Source organism: Stenotrophomonas sp. TWI1151, from assembly GCF_039673135.1.
Lineage (GTDB): Bacteria > Pseudomonadota > Gammaproteobacteria > Xanthomonadales > Xanthomonadaceae > Stenotrophomonas.
Genome location: NZ_JBDJLA010000013.1, coordinates 106,660 through 121,812 on the forward strand (window position 1 = coordinate 106,660; position 15,153 = coordinate 121,812).

General features: G+C 66.2%; 16 protein-coding genes and 1 tRNA gene. 15 read left to right on the forward strand and 2 right to left on the reverse strand.

Annotation, left to right across the window (positions count from 1 at the left end; translation table 11 throughout):
• The first annotated feature begins 73 nt into the window (after window positions 1-73).
• The 14 genes from rpmF to ABE422_RS15355 all read left to right on the forward strand — a co-directional run bounded on the left by rpmF (window position 74) and on the right by ABE422_RS15355 (window position 11,262).
• Window positions 74-271 (forward strand): 50S ribosomal protein L32, encoded by a 198-nt coding sequence (gene rpmF, locus ABE422_RS15290; RefSeq protein WP_017357626.1) that lies wholly within the window; start codon window positions 74-76, stop codon window positions 269-271.
• A gap of 88 nt (window positions 272-359) precedes the next feature.
• Entirely contained in the window at window positions 360-1,337 is a 978-nt protein-coding gene (locus ABE422_RS15295) for a beta-ketoacyl-ACP synthase III (RefSeq protein WP_346483258.1), read from the forward strand.
• A 75-nt stretch (window positions 1,338-1,412) separates the two neighbouring features.
• A complete protein-coding gene (locus ABE422_RS15300; protein ID WP_313212229.1) occupies window positions 1,413-2,195 on the forward strand; it encodes a serine/threonine protein phosphatase in 783 nt (260 codons plus the stop codon).
• Between the two features lie 88 nt (window positions 2,196-2,283).
• On the forward strand, window positions 2,284-3,228 hold the full coding sequence (gene fabD / locus ABE422_RS15305) for an ACP S-malonyltransferase (RefSeq protein ID WP_313212228.1): 945 nt from the start codon (window positions 2,284-2,286) through the stop codon (window positions 3,226-3,228).
• A gap of 74 nt (window positions 3,229-3,302) precedes the next feature.
• Entirely contained in the window at window positions 3,303-4,046 is a 744-nt protein-coding gene (gene fabG, locus ABE422_RS15310) for a 3-oxoacyl-ACP reductase FabG (RefSeq protein ID WP_070426748.1), read from the forward strand.
• Between the two features lie 153 nt (window positions 4,047-4,199).
• Window positions 4,200-4,439: an acyl carrier protein gene (gene acpP, locus ABE422_RS15315; protein ID WP_017357544.1), complete on the forward strand. Its 240-nt coding sequence runs from the start codon at window positions 4,200-4,202 to the stop codon at window positions 4,437-4,439.
• A 136-nt stretch (window positions 4,440-4,575) separates the two neighbouring features.
• Window positions 4,576-5,838 (forward strand): beta-ketoacyl-ACP synthase II, encoded by a 1,263-nt coding sequence (gene fabF, locus ABE422_RS15320; RefSeq protein ID WP_176990978.1) that lies wholly within the window; start codon window positions 4,576-4,578, stop codon window positions 5,836-5,838.
• Between the two features lie 96 nt (window positions 5,839-5,934).
• Window positions 5,935-7,290 carry an aminodeoxychorismate synthase component I gene (locus ABE422_RS15325; protein ID WP_346483259.1) on the forward strand — a complete coding sequence of 452 codons (1,356 nt, stop codon included), beginning with the start codon at window positions 5,935-5,937 and terminating at the stop codon, window positions 7,288-7,290.
• A gap of 66 nt (window positions 7,291-7,356) precedes the next feature.
• Window positions 7,357-8,418, forward strand: a complete 1,062-nt coding sequence (gene mltG, locus ABE422_RS15330; RefSeq protein ID WP_346483260.1) for an endolytic transglycosylase MltG — start codon at window positions 7,357-7,359, stop codon at window positions 8,416-8,418.
• Window positions 8,415-9,083: a dTMP kinase gene (gene tmk, locus ABE422_RS15335; RefSeq protein WP_313212225.1), complete on the forward strand. Its 669-nt coding sequence runs from the start codon at window positions 8,415-8,417 to the stop codon at window positions 9,081-9,083. Before mltG ends, tmk begins: the two co-directional genes overlap by 4 nt.
• On the forward strand, window positions 9,076-10,035 hold the full coding sequence (locus tag ABE422_RS15340; RefSeq protein ID WP_313212224.1) for a DNA polymerase III subunit delta': 960 nt from the start codon (window positions 9,076-9,078) through the stop codon (window positions 10,033-10,035). Before tmk ends, ABE422_RS15340 begins: the two co-directional genes overlap by 8 nt.
• Window positions 10,032-10,385 carry a PilZ domain-containing protein gene (locus ABE422_RS15345; RefSeq protein WP_088432861.1) on the forward strand — a complete coding sequence of 118 codons (354 nt, stop codon included), beginning with the start codon at window positions 10,032-10,034 and terminating at the stop codon, window positions 10,383-10,385. The genes ABE422_RS15340 and ABE422_RS15345 overlap by 4 nt, the downstream gene beginning before the upstream one ends.
• A gap of 65 nt (window positions 10,386-10,450) precedes the next feature.
• A tRNA-Val gene (locus ABE422_RS15350) sits at window positions 10,451-10,525 on the forward strand.
• 284 nt (window positions 10,526-10,809) lie between these two features.
• Window positions 10,810-11,262 (forward strand): DUF4375 domain-containing protein, encoded by a 453-nt coding sequence (locus ABE422_RS15355; protein WP_313212222.1) that lies wholly within the window; start codon window positions 10,810-10,812, stop codon window positions 11,260-11,262.
• A gap of 97 nt (window positions 11,263-11,359) precedes the next feature.
• Here ABE422_RS15355 and ABE422_RS15360 read toward each other — a convergent pair whose 3' ends face one another.
• Window positions 11,360-13,051, reverse strand: a complete 1,692-nt coding sequence (locus ABE422_RS15360) for a hypothetical protein (RefSeq protein WP_346483261.1) — start codon at window positions 13,049-13,051, stop codon at window positions 11,360-11,362.
• 162 nt (window positions 13,052-13,213) lie between these two features.
• Entirely contained in the window at window positions 13,214-14,095 is an 882-nt protein-coding gene (locus ABE422_RS15365) for a LysR substrate-binding domain-containing protein (RefSeq protein ID WP_346483262.1), read from the reverse strand.
• A 112-nt stretch (window positions 14,096-14,207) separates the two neighbouring features.
• Between ABE422_RS15365 and ABE422_RS15370 the strand changes: the two genes are divergently transcribed.
• The gene (locus tag ABE422_RS15370; protein ID WP_346483263.1) at window positions 14,208-15,077 is read left to right on the forward strand and encodes an NmrA/HSCARG family protein; all 870 of its coding nucleotides are present in this window, start codon (window positions 14,208-14,210) and stop codon (window positions 15,075-15,077) included.
• Window positions 15,078-15,153: the final 76 nt, after the last annotated feature.

The window sequence follows — 15,153 nt, forward strand, 5'->3', positions numbered from 1 at the left end:
AAAACTGTGCTGGGCGCTGGCGTCCTGCGCGACGATACGACGAAGCAAAACGAACCGAGTTTGGAGCAATCCCATGGCTGTGCAGAAATCCCGTGTCACCCCGTCCCGCCGCGGTATGCGCCGTGCGCATGACGCCCTGAGCGCCAAGCAGCTGTCCACCGATCCGACCACCGGTGAAGTGCATCTGCGTCACCACATCACCGCTGACGGTTTCTACCGTGGCAAGAAGGTGATCACGACCAAGTCGAACTCGGCCGTCGAAGAAGATTGATTTGTGAAGGCCGCTGCCCGGTCGGGCAGCGGCCTTTACCCCATTCTTCCCGATCGTCACGTTTGGCGATCGAGCTACAGGACATGCAATGAGCAAGCGGATCTACTCGAGGATCGCGGGCACCGGTAGTTATTTGCCCGAAAAAGTGTTGACCAACCAGGATCTGGAGAAAATGGTCGACACCAGCGATGAGTGGATTCAATCGCGCACTGGTATCCGCGAACGGCACATTGCGGCCGAAGGCGAAACCACCAGCGACCTCGGCTACCACGCCGCGGTACGTGCGCTTGAAGCGGCCGGTATCGACGCTTCGCAGCTCGACATGATCGTGGTGGGTACCACCACGCCTGACCTGATTTTCCCGTCCACCGCGTGCCTGATCCAGGCCAAGCTCGGTGCGAGCGGCTGCCCCGCCTTCGACGTCAACGCGGCCTGTTCGGGCTTCGTGTTCGCGTTGAGCGTGGCCGACAAATTCATTCGTTCCGGTGATGCACGCCATGTGCTGGTCATCGGTGCGGAAACGCTGACCCGTATCGTCGACTGGACCGAGCGCACCACCTGCGTGCTGTTCGGCGATGGCGCGGGCGCCGTCGTGCTAAAGGCCGACGAAGAGACCGGCATCCTCAGCACCCACCTGCATTCGGATGGCAGCAAGAAAGAGCTGCTGTGGAACCCGGTGGGTGTCTCGGCCGGCTTCGGCGAGGGCGAGAATGCCCGCGGCGCGATCCTGATGAAGGGCAACGACGTGTTCAAGTACGCCGTCAAGGCGCTGGACTCGGTCGTCGATGAAACCCTGGAAGCCAACGCGCTGACCAAGGACGACCTGGACTGGCTGATCCCGCACCAGGCCAACCTGCGCATCATCGAAGCCACCGCCAAGCGCCTGGAGATGTCCATGGACCAGGTGGTGGTGACGGTGGACAAGCATGGCAACACCTCCTCGGCCTCCGTGCCGATGGCGCTGGACCACGCCGTCCGCTCCGGCCGTGTCCAGCGCGGCCAGCTGCTGCTGCTGGAAGCCTTCGGCGGCGGCTTCACGTGGGGTTCTGCTCTGCTGCGCTATTGATAGTGTCAGTTACGATAACGTGACGCTGTCGTTACGGCCCCATTACGGGGCCGTATGCATTTCAGGAGAACTGTCATGGTTGAGCCCATCGTCATCGAGGGCCAACGCGCCTGGCTGAAGCAGTACGGCGAAGGCAGCCGGGTGGTCGCACTCGGGCTGCTCAATTTCATTGCCCGTCGCTTCCAGCTCGACGCCCTGCGCCCACCGCCGCACCGCGGTGGCGACGCCGCCCGCGAAACCGAGGCCCGCCGCCTGGCCGAACTGCAGGCGCAAGGTGTCAACGTCCCCAGTGTGATCGGCAGCGGTCATGCCGCCCTCGTGCTCGGCGACAACGGCTCCTCGTTCAATACCTGCCTGCGCGAAGCCGACGATGCCGGCCGTGACCGCCTTGTGTCCGCCGCGATGAATGCCATTGCCCAGGCGCACCGCAAGGGCGCGTACTTCGGCCAGCCGCTGCCGCGCAACCTCACCTGGGATGGCAAGGAGATCGGCTTCATCGATTTCGAGGAAGATCCCCTTGAGGTCATGGACCTCGCCCAGGCCCAGGCCCGCGACTGGCTGATGTTCGGTTACGGCGTGGCCAAGTACTACGAGGACCGTCCGCAACAGCTGCAGACCCTCATGGCCCAGGCCATGGACGGCGCCGAAGCCCCGGTCCTCGCCCATGCCCACGATGTCACCGGCCGCCTCCAGGGGCTGGCCCGCGCCAGCATGAAGATGGGCCGCTCCGCCCGGGCGCTGGCCCATTCCATCCTCATCGTGCACGGTGCCACCACCCTGGGCGTGCTGATGCTGGCCGTGATCTGCATCGATTTCTTCAGTGACGGCGACCTCGACATCCTCCAGCTGTTCACCTGAAGAAAGACTCCACATACGCGGCAGTACAGACGAAGGGCGACGTTCCCCTTTATCATTCGCCGTTCGATTTTTGCAGGCGGATGATCGCGTGACCGATACCAATCTCGCATTCGTGTTCCCGGGCCAGGGCTCGCAGTCGCTGGGCATGCTGGCCGAACTGGCCGAGCTGCACCCGCAGATCCGCGAGGCCTTCACCGAAGCCTCCGACGGCGCCGGTGTCGACCTGTGGGCGCTGTCGCAGGGCGGTCCCGAGGAAATGCTCAACCGCACCGAATACACCCAGCCGGCCCTGCTGGCCGCCAGCATCGGCGTGTGGCGCGCCTGGAACGCCGTTGGCGGCGTCCAGCCGGCCGTCCTGGCCGGCCATAGCCTCGGCGAGTACACCGCCCTGGTGGCCGCCGGCGCGCTGACCCTGCGGGACGGTGCCCACCTGGTGCGCCTGCGTGGCCAGCTGATGCAGGAAGCCGCCCCGACCGGCGTGGGCGCCATGGCCGCCGTGCTCGGCGCCGAAGACGCGCTGGTCGTGGAGGTCTGCGAGCAGGCCGCCGGCAGCCAGGTCGTCGTGCCCGCCAATTACAACTCGCCCGGCCAGATCGTCATCGGTGGCGACGCTGCCGCCGTGGATCGTGCGCTGGCGCTGCTGGCCGAGAAGGGCGTCCGCAAGGCCGTCAAGCTGGCTGTCAGCGTGCCCTCGCACACTCCGCTGATGCGCGAAGCCGCCAACCGCCTGGCCGAAACCATGGCCGGCCTGGATTGGCGCGCCCCGGCCCTGCCGGTAGTGCAGAACGTGGATGCCCGTGTGCATGACGGCGTGGACGCCATCCGCCAGGCGCTGGTGCAGCAGCTGTACCTGCCCGTGCAGTGGACCGGCTGCGTGCAGGCGCTGGCCGCCCGTGGCGTCACCCGCGTGGCCGAATGCGGCCCGGGCAAGGTGCTGAGCGGATTGATCAAGCGCATCGACAAATCGCTGGACGCGCGCACACTGTCCACGCCCGCCGATTTCGAGACGGCCCGCGAGACCTGGGCCGCCTGATGTCTTCCGATCGCGTCCGTGCTGGAATGGCTTCGCGCCAGCCCGGCCGGACCGGTCCCGTTTGAGGAAATGAGATGAGCAAGCCCCTTCAGGGTGAAATCGCACTGGTCACCGGCGCCAGCCGGGGTATCGGTGCCGCGATCGCCGACGCACTGGCCGCGCAGGGCGCGACCGTCATCGGCACCGCCACCACCGACGCCGGTGCCGCCGCCATCGGTGAGCGCCTGGCCGCCGTGGGTGGTCACGGCCGCGCGCTGAACGTCACCGACGCCGCTGCGCTGGAGGCCGTGCTGGACGGTATCGCCAAGGAGTTCGGCGCCATCAGCATCCTGGTCAACAACGCCGGCATCACCCGCGACAACCTGTTGCTGCGGATGAAGGAAGAAGACTGGCAGGCGATCCTGGACACCAACCTGACCAGCGTCTTCCGCACCTCCAAGGCCGTCATGCGCGGCATGATGAAGGCGCGCAAGGGCCGCATCATCAACATCGCCTCGGTGATCGGCGTGACCGGCAATGCCGGCCAGGCCAACTACGCCGCGGCCAAGGCCGGCATCATTGCCTTCTCCAAGTCGCTGGCCAAGGAAATCGGCTCGCGCGGGATCACCGTCAATGTGGTCGCGCCGGGCTTCATCGATACCGACATGACCAAGGCCCTGCCGGAAGAGCAGCGCACCGGCCTGGTCAAGTCGATCGCCCTGGAGCGGCTCGGCGAGCCGTCCGATATCGCCAACGCGGTGGCGTTCCTGGCCGGTCCTTCGGCCAGCTACATCACCGGCGAAACCCTCCATGTGAACGGCGGCATGTACATGCCGTAAGCATGTGGCGCAAGGATTGCGCCGCAAGTGGTTGATCCGTTTGATGTTTTGCTGCAATGCAAGGTGTCGCTGGTTTCCACTACACTATCCCACGGTCATCCCTCACCGGATGGCGTCATTTTTGAACCACTACTCCATCTGGAGCGATATCCAATGAGCACCATCGAAGAACGCGTCAAGAAAATCGTCGTCGAACAGCTTGGCGTCAAGGAAGAGGAAGTCACCAACAGCGCATCGTTCGTCGATGACCTGGGCGCTGACTCGCTGGACACCGTTGAACTGGTGATGGCGCTGGAAGAAGAGTTCGAGTGCGAAATCCCGGACGAAGAAGCCGAAAAGATCAGCACCGTGCAGGCTGCGATCGACTACATCAACGCCCACGTCAAGGCTTGATGTCAGGCGGCTCGCGCGCGGCCGTGGCGATCGCTGCGACCGCGTGCGGCAAACCCATGGGGCCGCGCTTGCGGCCCTGTGCTTTTGAGCGTTTTACCGCGTGATACCCGCAACACCCGGGTCAGGAGAATCTGCAATGAAGCGTCGCGTCGTCGTTACCGGCATGGGCATGGTCTCGCCATTGGGCAATGATATGGCCAGCAGTTGGAAGGGCATCACCGAAGGCCGTTCCGGCATCGGTCCGCTGACCAACGTTTCGCAGTCCTACCTGGACCGTTTCACCACCAAGATCGCAGGTGAGGTCAGGGACTTCGACATCACCGCCGACAACGAACAGTTCGGCAAATTCCGGGTCACTGGCAAGGATGCCAAGAAGATGGACCCGTTCATTCATTACGGCCTCGGTGCCGCCTTCATGGCCTTGAACGATTCGGGCCTGGAGATCACCGACGGCAACGCCGAGCGCATCGGCGCCATCGTCGGGGCGGGCATCGGCGGCCTGCTGGGCATCGAAGAGCAGACCATCGATTTCCACGAAGGCAAGAAGATCTCGCCCTTCTACGTGCCCAAGACCATCATCAACATGCTTCCGGGCCAGTTGAGCATCATCACCGGCCTGAAGGGGCCGTCGTTCTCGGCGGTGTCCGCCTGCGCGACCTCGAACCACTCGATCGGCACCGCGATGCGCATGATCCAGTACGGCGATGCGGACGTGATGGTGGTCGGCGGTGCCGAGCGCGGCTCCTCGCCGACCGCCCTGGGCGGCTTCTGCGCGATGAAGGCGATGAGCACCCGCAACGATGCCCCGGCGGAAGCCTCGCGCCCGTGGGACAAGGAGCGCGACGGCTTCGTGCTCGGCGACGGTGCCGGCATCCTGATCCTGGAAGAGTACGAACACGCCAAGGCGCGTGGCGCGCGCATCTATGCCGAGCTTGCCGGTTTCGGCGCCAGCTCGGATGCGTACCACATGACCGCCCCGAGCGAGAACGGCGAAGGCGCGGCACGCTGCATGACCATGGCGTTGAAGGACGCCGGCGTGACCCCGGACCAGGTCGGTTACCTCAACGCGCACGGCACCTCCACGCCGCTGGGCGACCTGGGTGAAACCATGGCCATGAAGACCGCCTTCGGCGACCACGCCTACAAGATGATGGTCAGCTCCACCAAGTCGATGACCGGCCACCTGCTCGGCGCGGCCGGCGGCGTGGAAGCGATCTTCTCGGTGCTGGCGCTGCGCGACAACATCATTCCGCCGACCATCAACCTGCATGAAGCGGGCGAAGGCTGCGACCTGGATTACGTGCCCAACACCGCACGCGAGGCCAAGGTTGATGTGGTGATGTCCAACGGCTTCGGCTTCGGCGGCACCAACGGCACGCTGGTGTTCAAGCGCGTCTGACCGCACGTTCCGTGTATCCCCACCCGGGCCGCCATCATGGCGGCCTTGGTGTATCTGGCCCCCGCGCACGCTGCGCGCCCCCTCCGGTGTCCTGTCATGTTCCAGACGCTTCCGCTGCCCGCCACCACCGACCTGCTGGCCCTGCAGCGCCTGGCCCCGCAGCGCTACCCGCTGCTGATGGAATCCACCGCCTCGGGCACCGCACAGGGGCGCTGGGACCTGCTGCTGATGGGCAACGGTGAAGCGCTCTCACTGCAGGCCGACGGCGTGGTGCGCGATGCCGATGGCGTCGCCCATGAGGGCCGCTTCCTAGAGGTGCTGGACGCGCACTGGGCCGCGCTGCGGCTGCCGCGCGAAGCGACCACGCTGCCGTTCCGCGGTGGCTGGGCACTGATGCTGGATTACGAGCTGGCTGGCCAGATCGAAGACGTGCTGGCCTTGCCGGCGCGCGCCGATGGACTGCCGTCCGCGCTGGCGCTGCGCTGCCCGGCGGCGGTGCTGCACGACCGCGTGCTCGGCCAGTTCCATGCCGTCTGCGAGACCGGCCAGGCCGCGCTGCTGCAGACCCTGCAGGACGACCTCGCCGCGGCCGCCACGTTGGCCCCGCTGCCGACGTGGCAGCCACCGGTGGCGATCGGCGAGGACGCGCCGCAGCGCTTCACCGATGGCGTCGGCAAGGTGATCGATTACCTGCGTGCGGGTGACGTGTTCCAGGTGAATCTCTCGCGGCGCTGGAATGCGCAGTTCGCCGAGGCGCTCTCGCCGCAGGCGCTGTACGCGCAGCTGCGCGTGGCCAACCCCGCCCCGTTCGCCGGGCTGTTCATGGCGCAGGGCAGGGCGGTGGTCAGCTCCTCGCCCGAGCGCCTGGTCTCGGTGCATGGCGATGACGTCCAGACCCGCCCGATCGCCGGCACCCGCCCGCGCTTCGCCGGCGATGACGATGCCGCGCGCATCCAGGAGCTGGTCGGCCACCCCAAGGAGCGCGCCGAGCACGTGATGCTGATCGATCTGGAGCGCAACGACCTCGGCCGCATCTGCGCACCGGGCAGCGTGGACGTGGATGAGCTGATGACCGTGGAGAGCTACGCCCATGTGCACCACATCGTCAGCAACGTGCGTGGCCGCCTGCGCGAGGACGTGAGTCCGGGCCAGGTGATCGCCGCGACCTTCCCCGGCGGCACCATCACCGGCTGCCCCAAGGTGCGCTGCATGCAGATCATCGCCGAGCTGGAGCAGACCGCGCGTGGCGCCTACACCGGCGCGTTCGGCTGGCTGAACCGCGATGGCGACCTGGACCTGAACATCCTGATCCGGACCGCCGAAGTGGCCGCCGACACCGCCAGCTTCCGCACCGGCGCCGGGATCGTGGTCGATTCGGTTGCCGACAGGGAACTGGACGAAACCCGCGCCAAGGCCCGTGGCCTGCTGCGTGCGCTGGGCAGCGATGCCTGAGCCGTTTGGCGGTGTGCAGCACCCGCGCGGTATGCTGCGCGGCGAAGAAATGGATTCGAGGTGAGCATGGCGGGTGCGAAACGGGGATGTCTGGCCGGACTGGCCGTGTTGCTGGTGCTGGCCCTGCTGGTGGCGGCCGCAGGGGCATGGTTCTGGCATCGCCAGGGCGCCTTTGCCGATGCACCGGTCACCCCGAGCGCGGAGAGCGTGGTGATCGCCTCCGGTGATGGCTTCAGCACCGTGCTCGGCAAGCTGCGCCAGGCCGGCGTGGACGAAGGCAGCGACACCCAGTGGCAGCTGCTGGCACGCCAGCTCGATGCCGCCGGCAAACTCAAGGTGGGTGAATACGCGCTCGATCCGGCGCTGACCCCGCGCGAGCTGCTGACCCGCATGCGCCAGGGCCGTGTCCTGCAGCACCGCGTCACCATCGTGGAAGGCTGGAACATCCGCCAGCTGCGCGCTGCGCTCAAGCGCGCCGATCCGCTGGTGCACACCACCGACGACCTGGATGATGCCGCGCTGATGAAGGCGGTCGGCTTCCCCGGCGAACACCCGGAAGGCCGCTTCCTGCCCGAGACCTACGTCTACCAGCGCGGCGACAGCGACATCGACGTGCTCAAGCGCGCGCATGCCGCGATGGAAAAAGAACTCACTGCCGCGTGGGACAGCCGCGTGGACGATCTGCCGTTGAACTCGCCGTATGAGCTGCTGATCCTCGCCTCGATCATCGAGAAGGAAACCGCACTGCCCAGCGAGCGTCCGCAGATCGCCGGGGTGTTCATGCGCCGCCTGAAGATCGGCATGCGCCTGCAGACCGACCCGACCGTGATCTACGGCATCGGCAGCAGCTACGACGGCAACATCCGCAAGCGCGACCTCACCACCGATACGCCGTACAACACATACACGCGCGCCGGCCTGACCCCGACCCCGATCGCCATGCCCGGGCGCGATGCGCTGCATGCCGCCGCGCAGCCAGCCAAGGGTGACGCGCTGTACTTCGTGGCCGTCGGTGATGGCAGTGGCGCGCACATCTTCTCGGCCAACTACACCGACCACAACGCTGCCGTTGCCCGCTACCTGCAGCAACTGCGCAGCAGACGTACCAACGAGGCCGCACCCCAATGAGTCCCGCGTTGCACCGGCACCCGCATTTCGTCAGCCTGGAAGGGGGCGAGGGCGCCGGCAAGACCACCGCCATCAACGCGATCCGCGAGGCCCTTCAGGCCCGTGGCCATGAGGTGGTGCTGACCCGCGAACCCGGCGGCACCGCCCTGGCCGAGCGCATCCGCGCGCTGGTGCTCAAGCCGGATGCGGAGATCGCCGCCGAGCCGCTCTCGGCCGAGGCCGAGCTGTTGCTGGTGTTCGCCGCCCGTGCCCAGCACGTGCGCCAGGTGATCGCCCCGGCGCTGCAACGCGGCGCCTACGTGTTGTGCGACCGCTTCACCGATTCCAGCTACGCCTACCAGGGCGGCGGCCGCGGCCTGGACCCGGCGTGGATCGCCGATCTGGAGCGCCGCGCCGTCGGCCTGCTGCCCGGCCTGACCCTGCTGCTGGATGTGGACGTAGCCGTCGGCCGTGCGCGCGCCAACGGCCGCGACATGTGGCCGGACCGGATCGAAAGCGAGCACGATGATTTCTTCCAGCGGGTACGCGCGGTGTTCCGCCAGCGTGCCAGCGAAGACCCCGCACGTTACCGCCTGATCGACGCCGGCCAGGACCAGGCCGGCGTCGCCGGCGCGGTGGTGGCGGCCGTGGAGGCATGGTTGGCACAGGAGCCGGATCGTGGCTGAACCCTTTTCCCCCTGGCAGCAGCGCGCCTATGACCAGACCGTGGCCGCGCTCGACGCCGGTCGCCTCGGCCATGGCCTGCTGTTCTGCGGCCCGGCCGGCCTGGGCAAGCTCGGCGTCGCGCTGCGGCTGGCCGAGCACGTGCTGGGGCAGGGTGAGCCGGCCGCGGCCAAGCGCAGCGCCCAGCTGCTGGCCGCCGGCACCCACCCGGACCTGCAGCGGATCTCGTTCATCCCCAACAAATCGGGCGACAAGCTGCGCACCGAGATCGTGATCGAGCAGATCCGCGAGGTCTCGCAGAAGCTCTCGCTGACCCCGCAGTACGGCGTGGCCCAGGTGGTGATCGTCGATCCCGCCGACGCCATCAACCGCGCCGCCTGCAACGCCCTGCTCAAGACCCTGGAAGAGCCGCAGCCCGGCCGCTACCTGTGGCTGATCAGCGCCGACCCCGCGCGCCTGCCGGCCACCATCCGCAGCCGCTGCCAGCGCCTGGAGTTCAAGTTGCCTCCGCGCGAGGAAGCGCTCGCCTGGCTGCAGACCCTGGGCCACAGCGATGCCAGCGCCCGCGAAGCGCTGGACGCCGCCCGCGGCCACCCCGGCCTGGCCGACCAGTGGCTGCGTGAGGATGGCCTGGCCCTGCGCCGCCAGGTCGCCACGGACCTGGAAGCCCTCGTCGCCGGCCGCGCCGGCGCGGTTGAGCTGGCCCAGCGCTGGACCGCCGACGACAACGCCGCCGTGCGCCTGCGCCACGCCGCCGATCTCGCCCTGGCCCAGGCCACCGGCGGTGGCTTGACCGATCCCGATCGATTGCACAAGCTGGCCGCCTGGTTCGATGCGGCCAACCGCACCCGCGACCTGCTGCGCACCACGGTGCGCGCCGATCTTGCGGTGGTGGAGCTGCTGCTGGCCTGGGGAAAGGTCAACGAACGGCACGCCAAGGGGAATAGAGCATGAGCGCCACCAACGCCCGACAGGGCATCCTGTCCCTTGCCGTCAAGGACAAGGCCGCGCTGTACAGCGCCTACATGCCGTTCGTGAAGAACGGCGGCATCTTCGTGCCCACGCCCAAACGCTACTTCCTCGGCGATGAGGTGTTCCTGCTGCTCACCCTGCCGGACTCCAGCGAGCGCCTGCCGGTAGCCGGCAAGGTGATCTGGGTAACCCCGGCCGGAGCGCAGGGCAACCGCGCGGCAGGCATCGGCGTACAGCTGGCCGACGGCGCAGAAGGGGAGACCGTCCGCCATCGGATCGAGACGCTGCTGGCTGGCATCCTGACCGCGGACAAGCCCACGCACACGATGTGAAGAAATTTCGGTGAAACCGTTGACGTCGAAATTTGCCGCCCTATAATGAGCGGCTCAGCAGCATCGGGCGGTTAGCTCAGCGGTAGAGCATTGCCTTCACACGGCAAGGGTCACAAGTTCGAACCTTGTACCGCCCACCATGATTCAGTCGAAAAAGCCTCCGGAAACGGGGGCTTTTTTGTTGGGTTGGGTTTGGGTGGTTCAAGGGCTGCGCAGCGCGACGTGGTCAATTCTCTGGACCAGGCGTCCCGATCTCCATCAAGCGCAGATCTGCCGGCGAAGGAGGCAGGCGATGGAACGAATTGCGCGAGCGGAACACCGATGTGCGATCCACGCTGCCGCACCTCGCGCTCGTTAATAGCCTCCACTAGAATCCGGAGGATTGCCAAGACGCGCCGGTCTCTGGCCCCGCTGGAGATTGTCCGTGAGCTACTGGCAGCTGGTTGAACCAGTCTGGGACACCGTGTCCATTTACGACGGTGCGGAGGTGTTTTTGCATCAATATAATGCCGCCCCGGAAGCATCACGCATTTTGTTCGCCGCGCACTGGTGCCAATCCGAGATCAACAATGGTGGTTTTGAGCAGTTCTTCTCGAACAGCACAGGGGTACTCGCCCCTGAAGGTGCTCGAGCCTTTCGTGCCCTCCACATGCCGCTTACCGCGGAGCTGATCGTCAAAGCGATGGCTGCCTTTGGTCCCCGGTATCCGAGAGAGCGAACCGAGCGCGACCTCGCGATGGACGAGATAGGGGCGAACAGCGATGACCAAGCAGGTCCTTTCCATCATTTGGACGAGGAGTTCTTTGTGCTGGTGGAAACCGAGAACGGAGGGTTCAGGAGTGCGGCGAACGCTTATGCCGTGTCGATGGCGCATTGAACCGCCGTTGCCCTCGGTAGCGCTGCTTCGGTCCGCTCGCGTCCGCTTTTCGGCGATAGCGAAGATCCCCTTCAGCGAGCTCTCCCTGCTATGAGTGCTATTCCACCGCGCCAGCGGCCAGGCTGTCCCAGATACGTCCGTCACGTTGCGCTTCAGTGGTGACGTTGATCACCGCCTGTTCGCCCAGACGATCACGCAACTGCTGCAGATACAGGCTGCGAGGTGTCACCACCTGGCCCACCGATTGCACGATCCCTGCAGGTTCCTCAGGCGGGAATTTCCCGGGTGCAATGGCGCCCACCTGTCCCACGCTCCAGTTCATCGCGAAGGGCGGCGCCTGGACGACGTAGATGTCGTGCTCGGTGTTCCAGAACATCTGCTGCGCGCCCGCCCACCCGTGCCCCGTTCCGCTGTACCGGCGGTTCTGTGCCCGCAGCATGTATCCCTTGGTGTTGTCATACAGCGTGCCGGTGGACCAGCGATGATGTGGACCACTGTCGTTGCTGTCACCTACGGCGAGGCAGTCCAGAAACACATTGGGACCGGGTACCCGTGCGCCGATGACGAAGGTATGCCTGCCGCCCTGGTTGTAGCAGCGCTGGATCAGATTGAAGGCGGCGTTGCCCTCGTAAAGGAACACATAGCGGCGGGCGCCTTGGGTGGCGCCATACCTGGGGTCGAGATAGGCAATGTCCTGCAGGGTATTGAACTGGGCGCCGTTGCGGGTCACGAAGCCATGCGACACATAACGCACGGTCACGTCGCGAACCCATGAGTCGTAGATTGCACCCAAGCGGAGTGCGGTAAAGGGGCCGGAATCGGCGGTGCCGTTGACCGTCCCGGTCTCGGGGTTACCCTCAAGGCGGAGGTCTTCGATGCCGACCTGCGAGATACGGATGGGATCCGTGCGATAGACGCTGCCGCCACCGAAGCGCGTCGCGATGGCATCCATGATCGGGGCATCCAGGCTGATCGTGTCGTGGTCTACGGCAGTGACGACGCGTTCGCTGTACACAGCGTAGTCGCTGGGCGTCCATCGGTATCGTGCGGTATCGATGCCCTCGGGGCCGACCCAGCGGGCATTGGGTTCCCTCGCGATCGACACCGTATCGCCCACGCGATAGCCGGCTGCGGACTTCACTGTGATCCGCATCGCCCCCACCGGCACGTAGTCCATGGTGATGGCGGTCCGGCGTGGGTCCAGAGCGGCGCGGGGAACCGCGGATTCGCTGCTGCCCACTTCAAGAATCCTGCCCTGCCGATCGCTGACTTGGGAGCGGATCACCGTGCCGTCGGCACCTCGACCTTCACCGCGCAACACCACGCCGCTGGCCCGGATGGTCAGCGTCTTGCTCAACCTATAACCGCCGCGCCGCAGCAGGACTACGCCGCGTAGGCCCCGGCTGTCCTGGACACGCACGGCGACCGCGTCGATGGCGGCCTGGATGCGGGGATAGTCGTCACCCTCCGCGTTTGGCTCAAGGACCTCAATAACAGGAATGCTGGAGCGGGTGGGCAGGCTGACACCGCCGCCCTGGTAGCCGGCGCGGGAGAAGTCCGGGACGATGTTGCGCGCGTGATCGCTACCGCGTTCGGAGTACAAGGCATAGCGCAGCAGGCCGTTGCTGCCCAGTGCTACCAAGCGGGCGTCTTCGGCATTGTTGATGGGGTGGATGAAGGCGCTGGTCTCGGAAGCAGGCCCCGCCGCTGATAAGGTAGAAAACGGACAGACCGGCAACGCCACGAGCGTCAGCGCTGCGACTCGGCGAAACGCCGGGAGGAAAGGCATGCGGGCGACGTCCTTCCATTGAGGAGTAGCTTGCAATGTTAGCAACTGCTTCCAACGATGCAGTCCGTGCTGAAGAGTCAGGCTGGTCTGCTTTTCCGGCCGATCGCGGACTTTTCGGACAACAGAAAGGCGCCAATCGCTGGCAGTGTCCGTTTCTGGCCGTCAGCGGCCCCCGCCTGCGAAGGCGGCCAGCTCCTCCGCCTGACCCTCGGGGAAGGATTCCTTGAGCAGGTCGAGCAACGCCGCCACCCTTGAGCTGAGCAGTCGTCGCGAAGGGTACAGCGCCCATATCTCGATCGGCGGGGCCTTCGCATGTCCCCACGACACCAATGCGCCCTCCCTGAGATCGTCGGCAACCAGCGAGAAGGGCAGCATCGCCGCGCCGGTGCCTGCACGAACGGCATCGCGCACCATGGTCAGTGCGCCCAGGCGCAGCACCGGATCCACCGCGATACGTATCTCGCCTCTCGGCGTCACCAGGTCCCAGCCGGTGGCATTGCTGGACGGACGGAACACCGCAGGCGCCGTCTCGCCCAGCGCGGGCAGGGGCAGGTCGGGGTGCGCCACCGCCACGAGGCGGTCCCGGATCAGCACCCGCCCCACCAGCCGTTCATCTGGATCCGGATTGACCCTTATCACCAGGTCATAGCCTTCTTCCACCATGTCCACGGCGCGGTCTTCGGTAGTGACATCGAGCCGCACCTGTGGATAGCGCTTCACGAATTCGGCTGCGATCTTGCCCAGCGCCATCTGCGAGAACAGCATCGGTGCGCTCACGCGCAGCCGCCCACGGGGCGTGTCGCCGCCTGAGGAAATGGACGTGGCCGCTTCGTCCAGTTCGGTAAGCAGCGTCTCGGTGCGCTCGAACAGCGCCCGACCCTCCTCGGTGAGCTTCAGCATGTGCGAGCCACGCTCGAACAGCCGCACCCCCAGGCTGGCCTCCAGCTCAGCCACACGCCGCGAGAGCGTTGCCTTGGGGCGGTCCGCTGCGCGCGCGGCACGGCCAAACCCGCCGTGGCGCGCCACCAGGATGAAGTCGGCCAAGGCCGGTAGGTCCATGTGTTCCACCAGCGAGACAGGTGGTCCAAGTATATGGGCTATCGGCCCGCATGCGGATCAACAACCATGAGGCCTCACCACCCACCCGGAGTACCCCATGACCATTCTTGTTACCGGCGCCACTGGCACCATCGGCCGTCAGGTCGTCCAGCACCTCACCCAGCGCGGCGCAAGCGTTCGCGCACTGGTCCGCACCCCCGCCACTGCCAACCTGCCCGCCACCGTGGAACTGGTGCAGGGCGACATGCTGGATGTGGATGCCCTCCGCCAAGCTTTCGAGGGCGTCTCCACGCTGTTCCTGCTCAACGCCGTGGTCGCCGACGAATTCACCCAGGCACTTATCACCCTCAACGTCGCCCACGAGGCGGGGGTGAAGCGCGTGGTGTACCTGTCGGTGATCCACAGCGACCGCTATGTCAACGTGCCGCACTTCGCCGGCAAGTTTGGCGTGGAGCGCATGATCGAGCAGATGGGCTTCAGCGCCACGATCCTGCGCCCGGCCTATTTCATCGATAACGACCTCACCATCAAGGACGTGGTGCAGGGCTACGGTGTGTACCCCATGCCGATTGGCAGCAAGGGGCTGGCGATGATCGACACCCGCGACATCGCCGAGATTGCCGCCATCGAACTGCTCAACCGCGAACAGGCGCCGGACAACAGCGCGCTGACCCGACTCAACCTGGTCGGCCCGGAAGCAGTCACCGGAGAACAGGTGGCCGCCATCTGGAGCGATGTGCTGAACCGCCCGATCGCCTACGGGGGCGATGACACGGCCGCCTTCGAGCAGAACCTGCGCCAGTTCATGCCGGCGTGGATGGCCTACGACATGCGACAGATGGCCGAGCGATTCATCAGCGACGGCATGCTGCCGGGCGCGGGTGACGTGGAGCGGTTGATGCAGTTGCTGGGTCGGCCGCTGCGTACGTACGCAGCGTTTGCGGCGGAGCATGCGTCAGCGGGATGAAGGCCGAGCCTGGGCAGCGGTTGAACAGCCAGCTGTTAGAGCCCTCAGCCTTCGCCATCTGGAACATCCACTTGGC

Excerpts from the sequence above, each read along its gene's own strand:
- acpP (WP_017357544.1), top strand. The coding sequence starts at position 4,200 with ATGAGCACCATCGAAGAACGCGTCAAGAAAATCGTCGTCGAACAGCTT.
- ABE422_RS15300 (WP_313212229.1), top strand. The coding sequence starts at position 1,413 with ATGGTTGAGCCCATCGTCATCGAGGGCCAACGCGCCTGGCTGAAGCAG.
- ABE422_RS15325 (WP_346483259.1), top strand. The coding sequence starts at position 5,935 with ATGTTCCAGACGCTTCCGCTGCCCGCCACCACCGACCTGCTGGCCCTG.
- rpmF (WP_017357626.1), top strand. The coding sequence starts at position 74 with ATGGCTGTGCAGAAATCCCGTGTCACCCCGTCCCGCCGCGGTATGCGC.
- mltG (WP_346483260.1), top strand. The coding sequence starts at position 7,357 with ATGGCGGGTGCGAAACGGGGATGTCTGGCCGGACTGGCCGTGTTGCTG.
- fabF (WP_176990978.1), top strand. The coding sequence starts at position 4,576 with ATGAAGCGTCGCGTCGTCGTTACCGGCATGGGCATGGTCTCGCCATTG.
- fabG (WP_070426748.1), top strand. The coding sequence starts at position 3,303 with ATGAGCAAGCCCCTTCAGGGTGAAATCGCACTGGTCACCGGCGCCAGC.
- ABE422_RS15295 (WP_346483258.1), top strand. The coding sequence starts at position 360 with ATGAGCAAGCGGATCTACTCGAGGATCGCGGGCACCGGTAGTTATTTG.
- ABE422_RS15360 (WP_346483261.1), bottom strand. The coding sequence starts at position 13,051 with ATGCCTTTCCTCCCGGCGTTTCGCCGAGTCGCAGCGCTGACGCTCGTG.
- tmk (WP_313212225.1), top strand. The coding sequence starts at position 8,415 with ATGAGTCCCGCGTTGCACCGGCACCCGCATTTCGTCAGCCTGGAAGGG.
- ABE422_RS15370 (WP_346483263.1), top strand. The coding sequence starts at position 14,208 with ATGACCATTCTTGTTACCGGCGCCACTGGCACCATCGGCCGTCAGGTC.
- ABE422_RS15345 (WP_088432861.1), top strand. The coding sequence starts at position 10,032 with ATGAGCGCCACCAACGCCCGACAGGGCATCCTGTCCCTTGCCGTCAAG.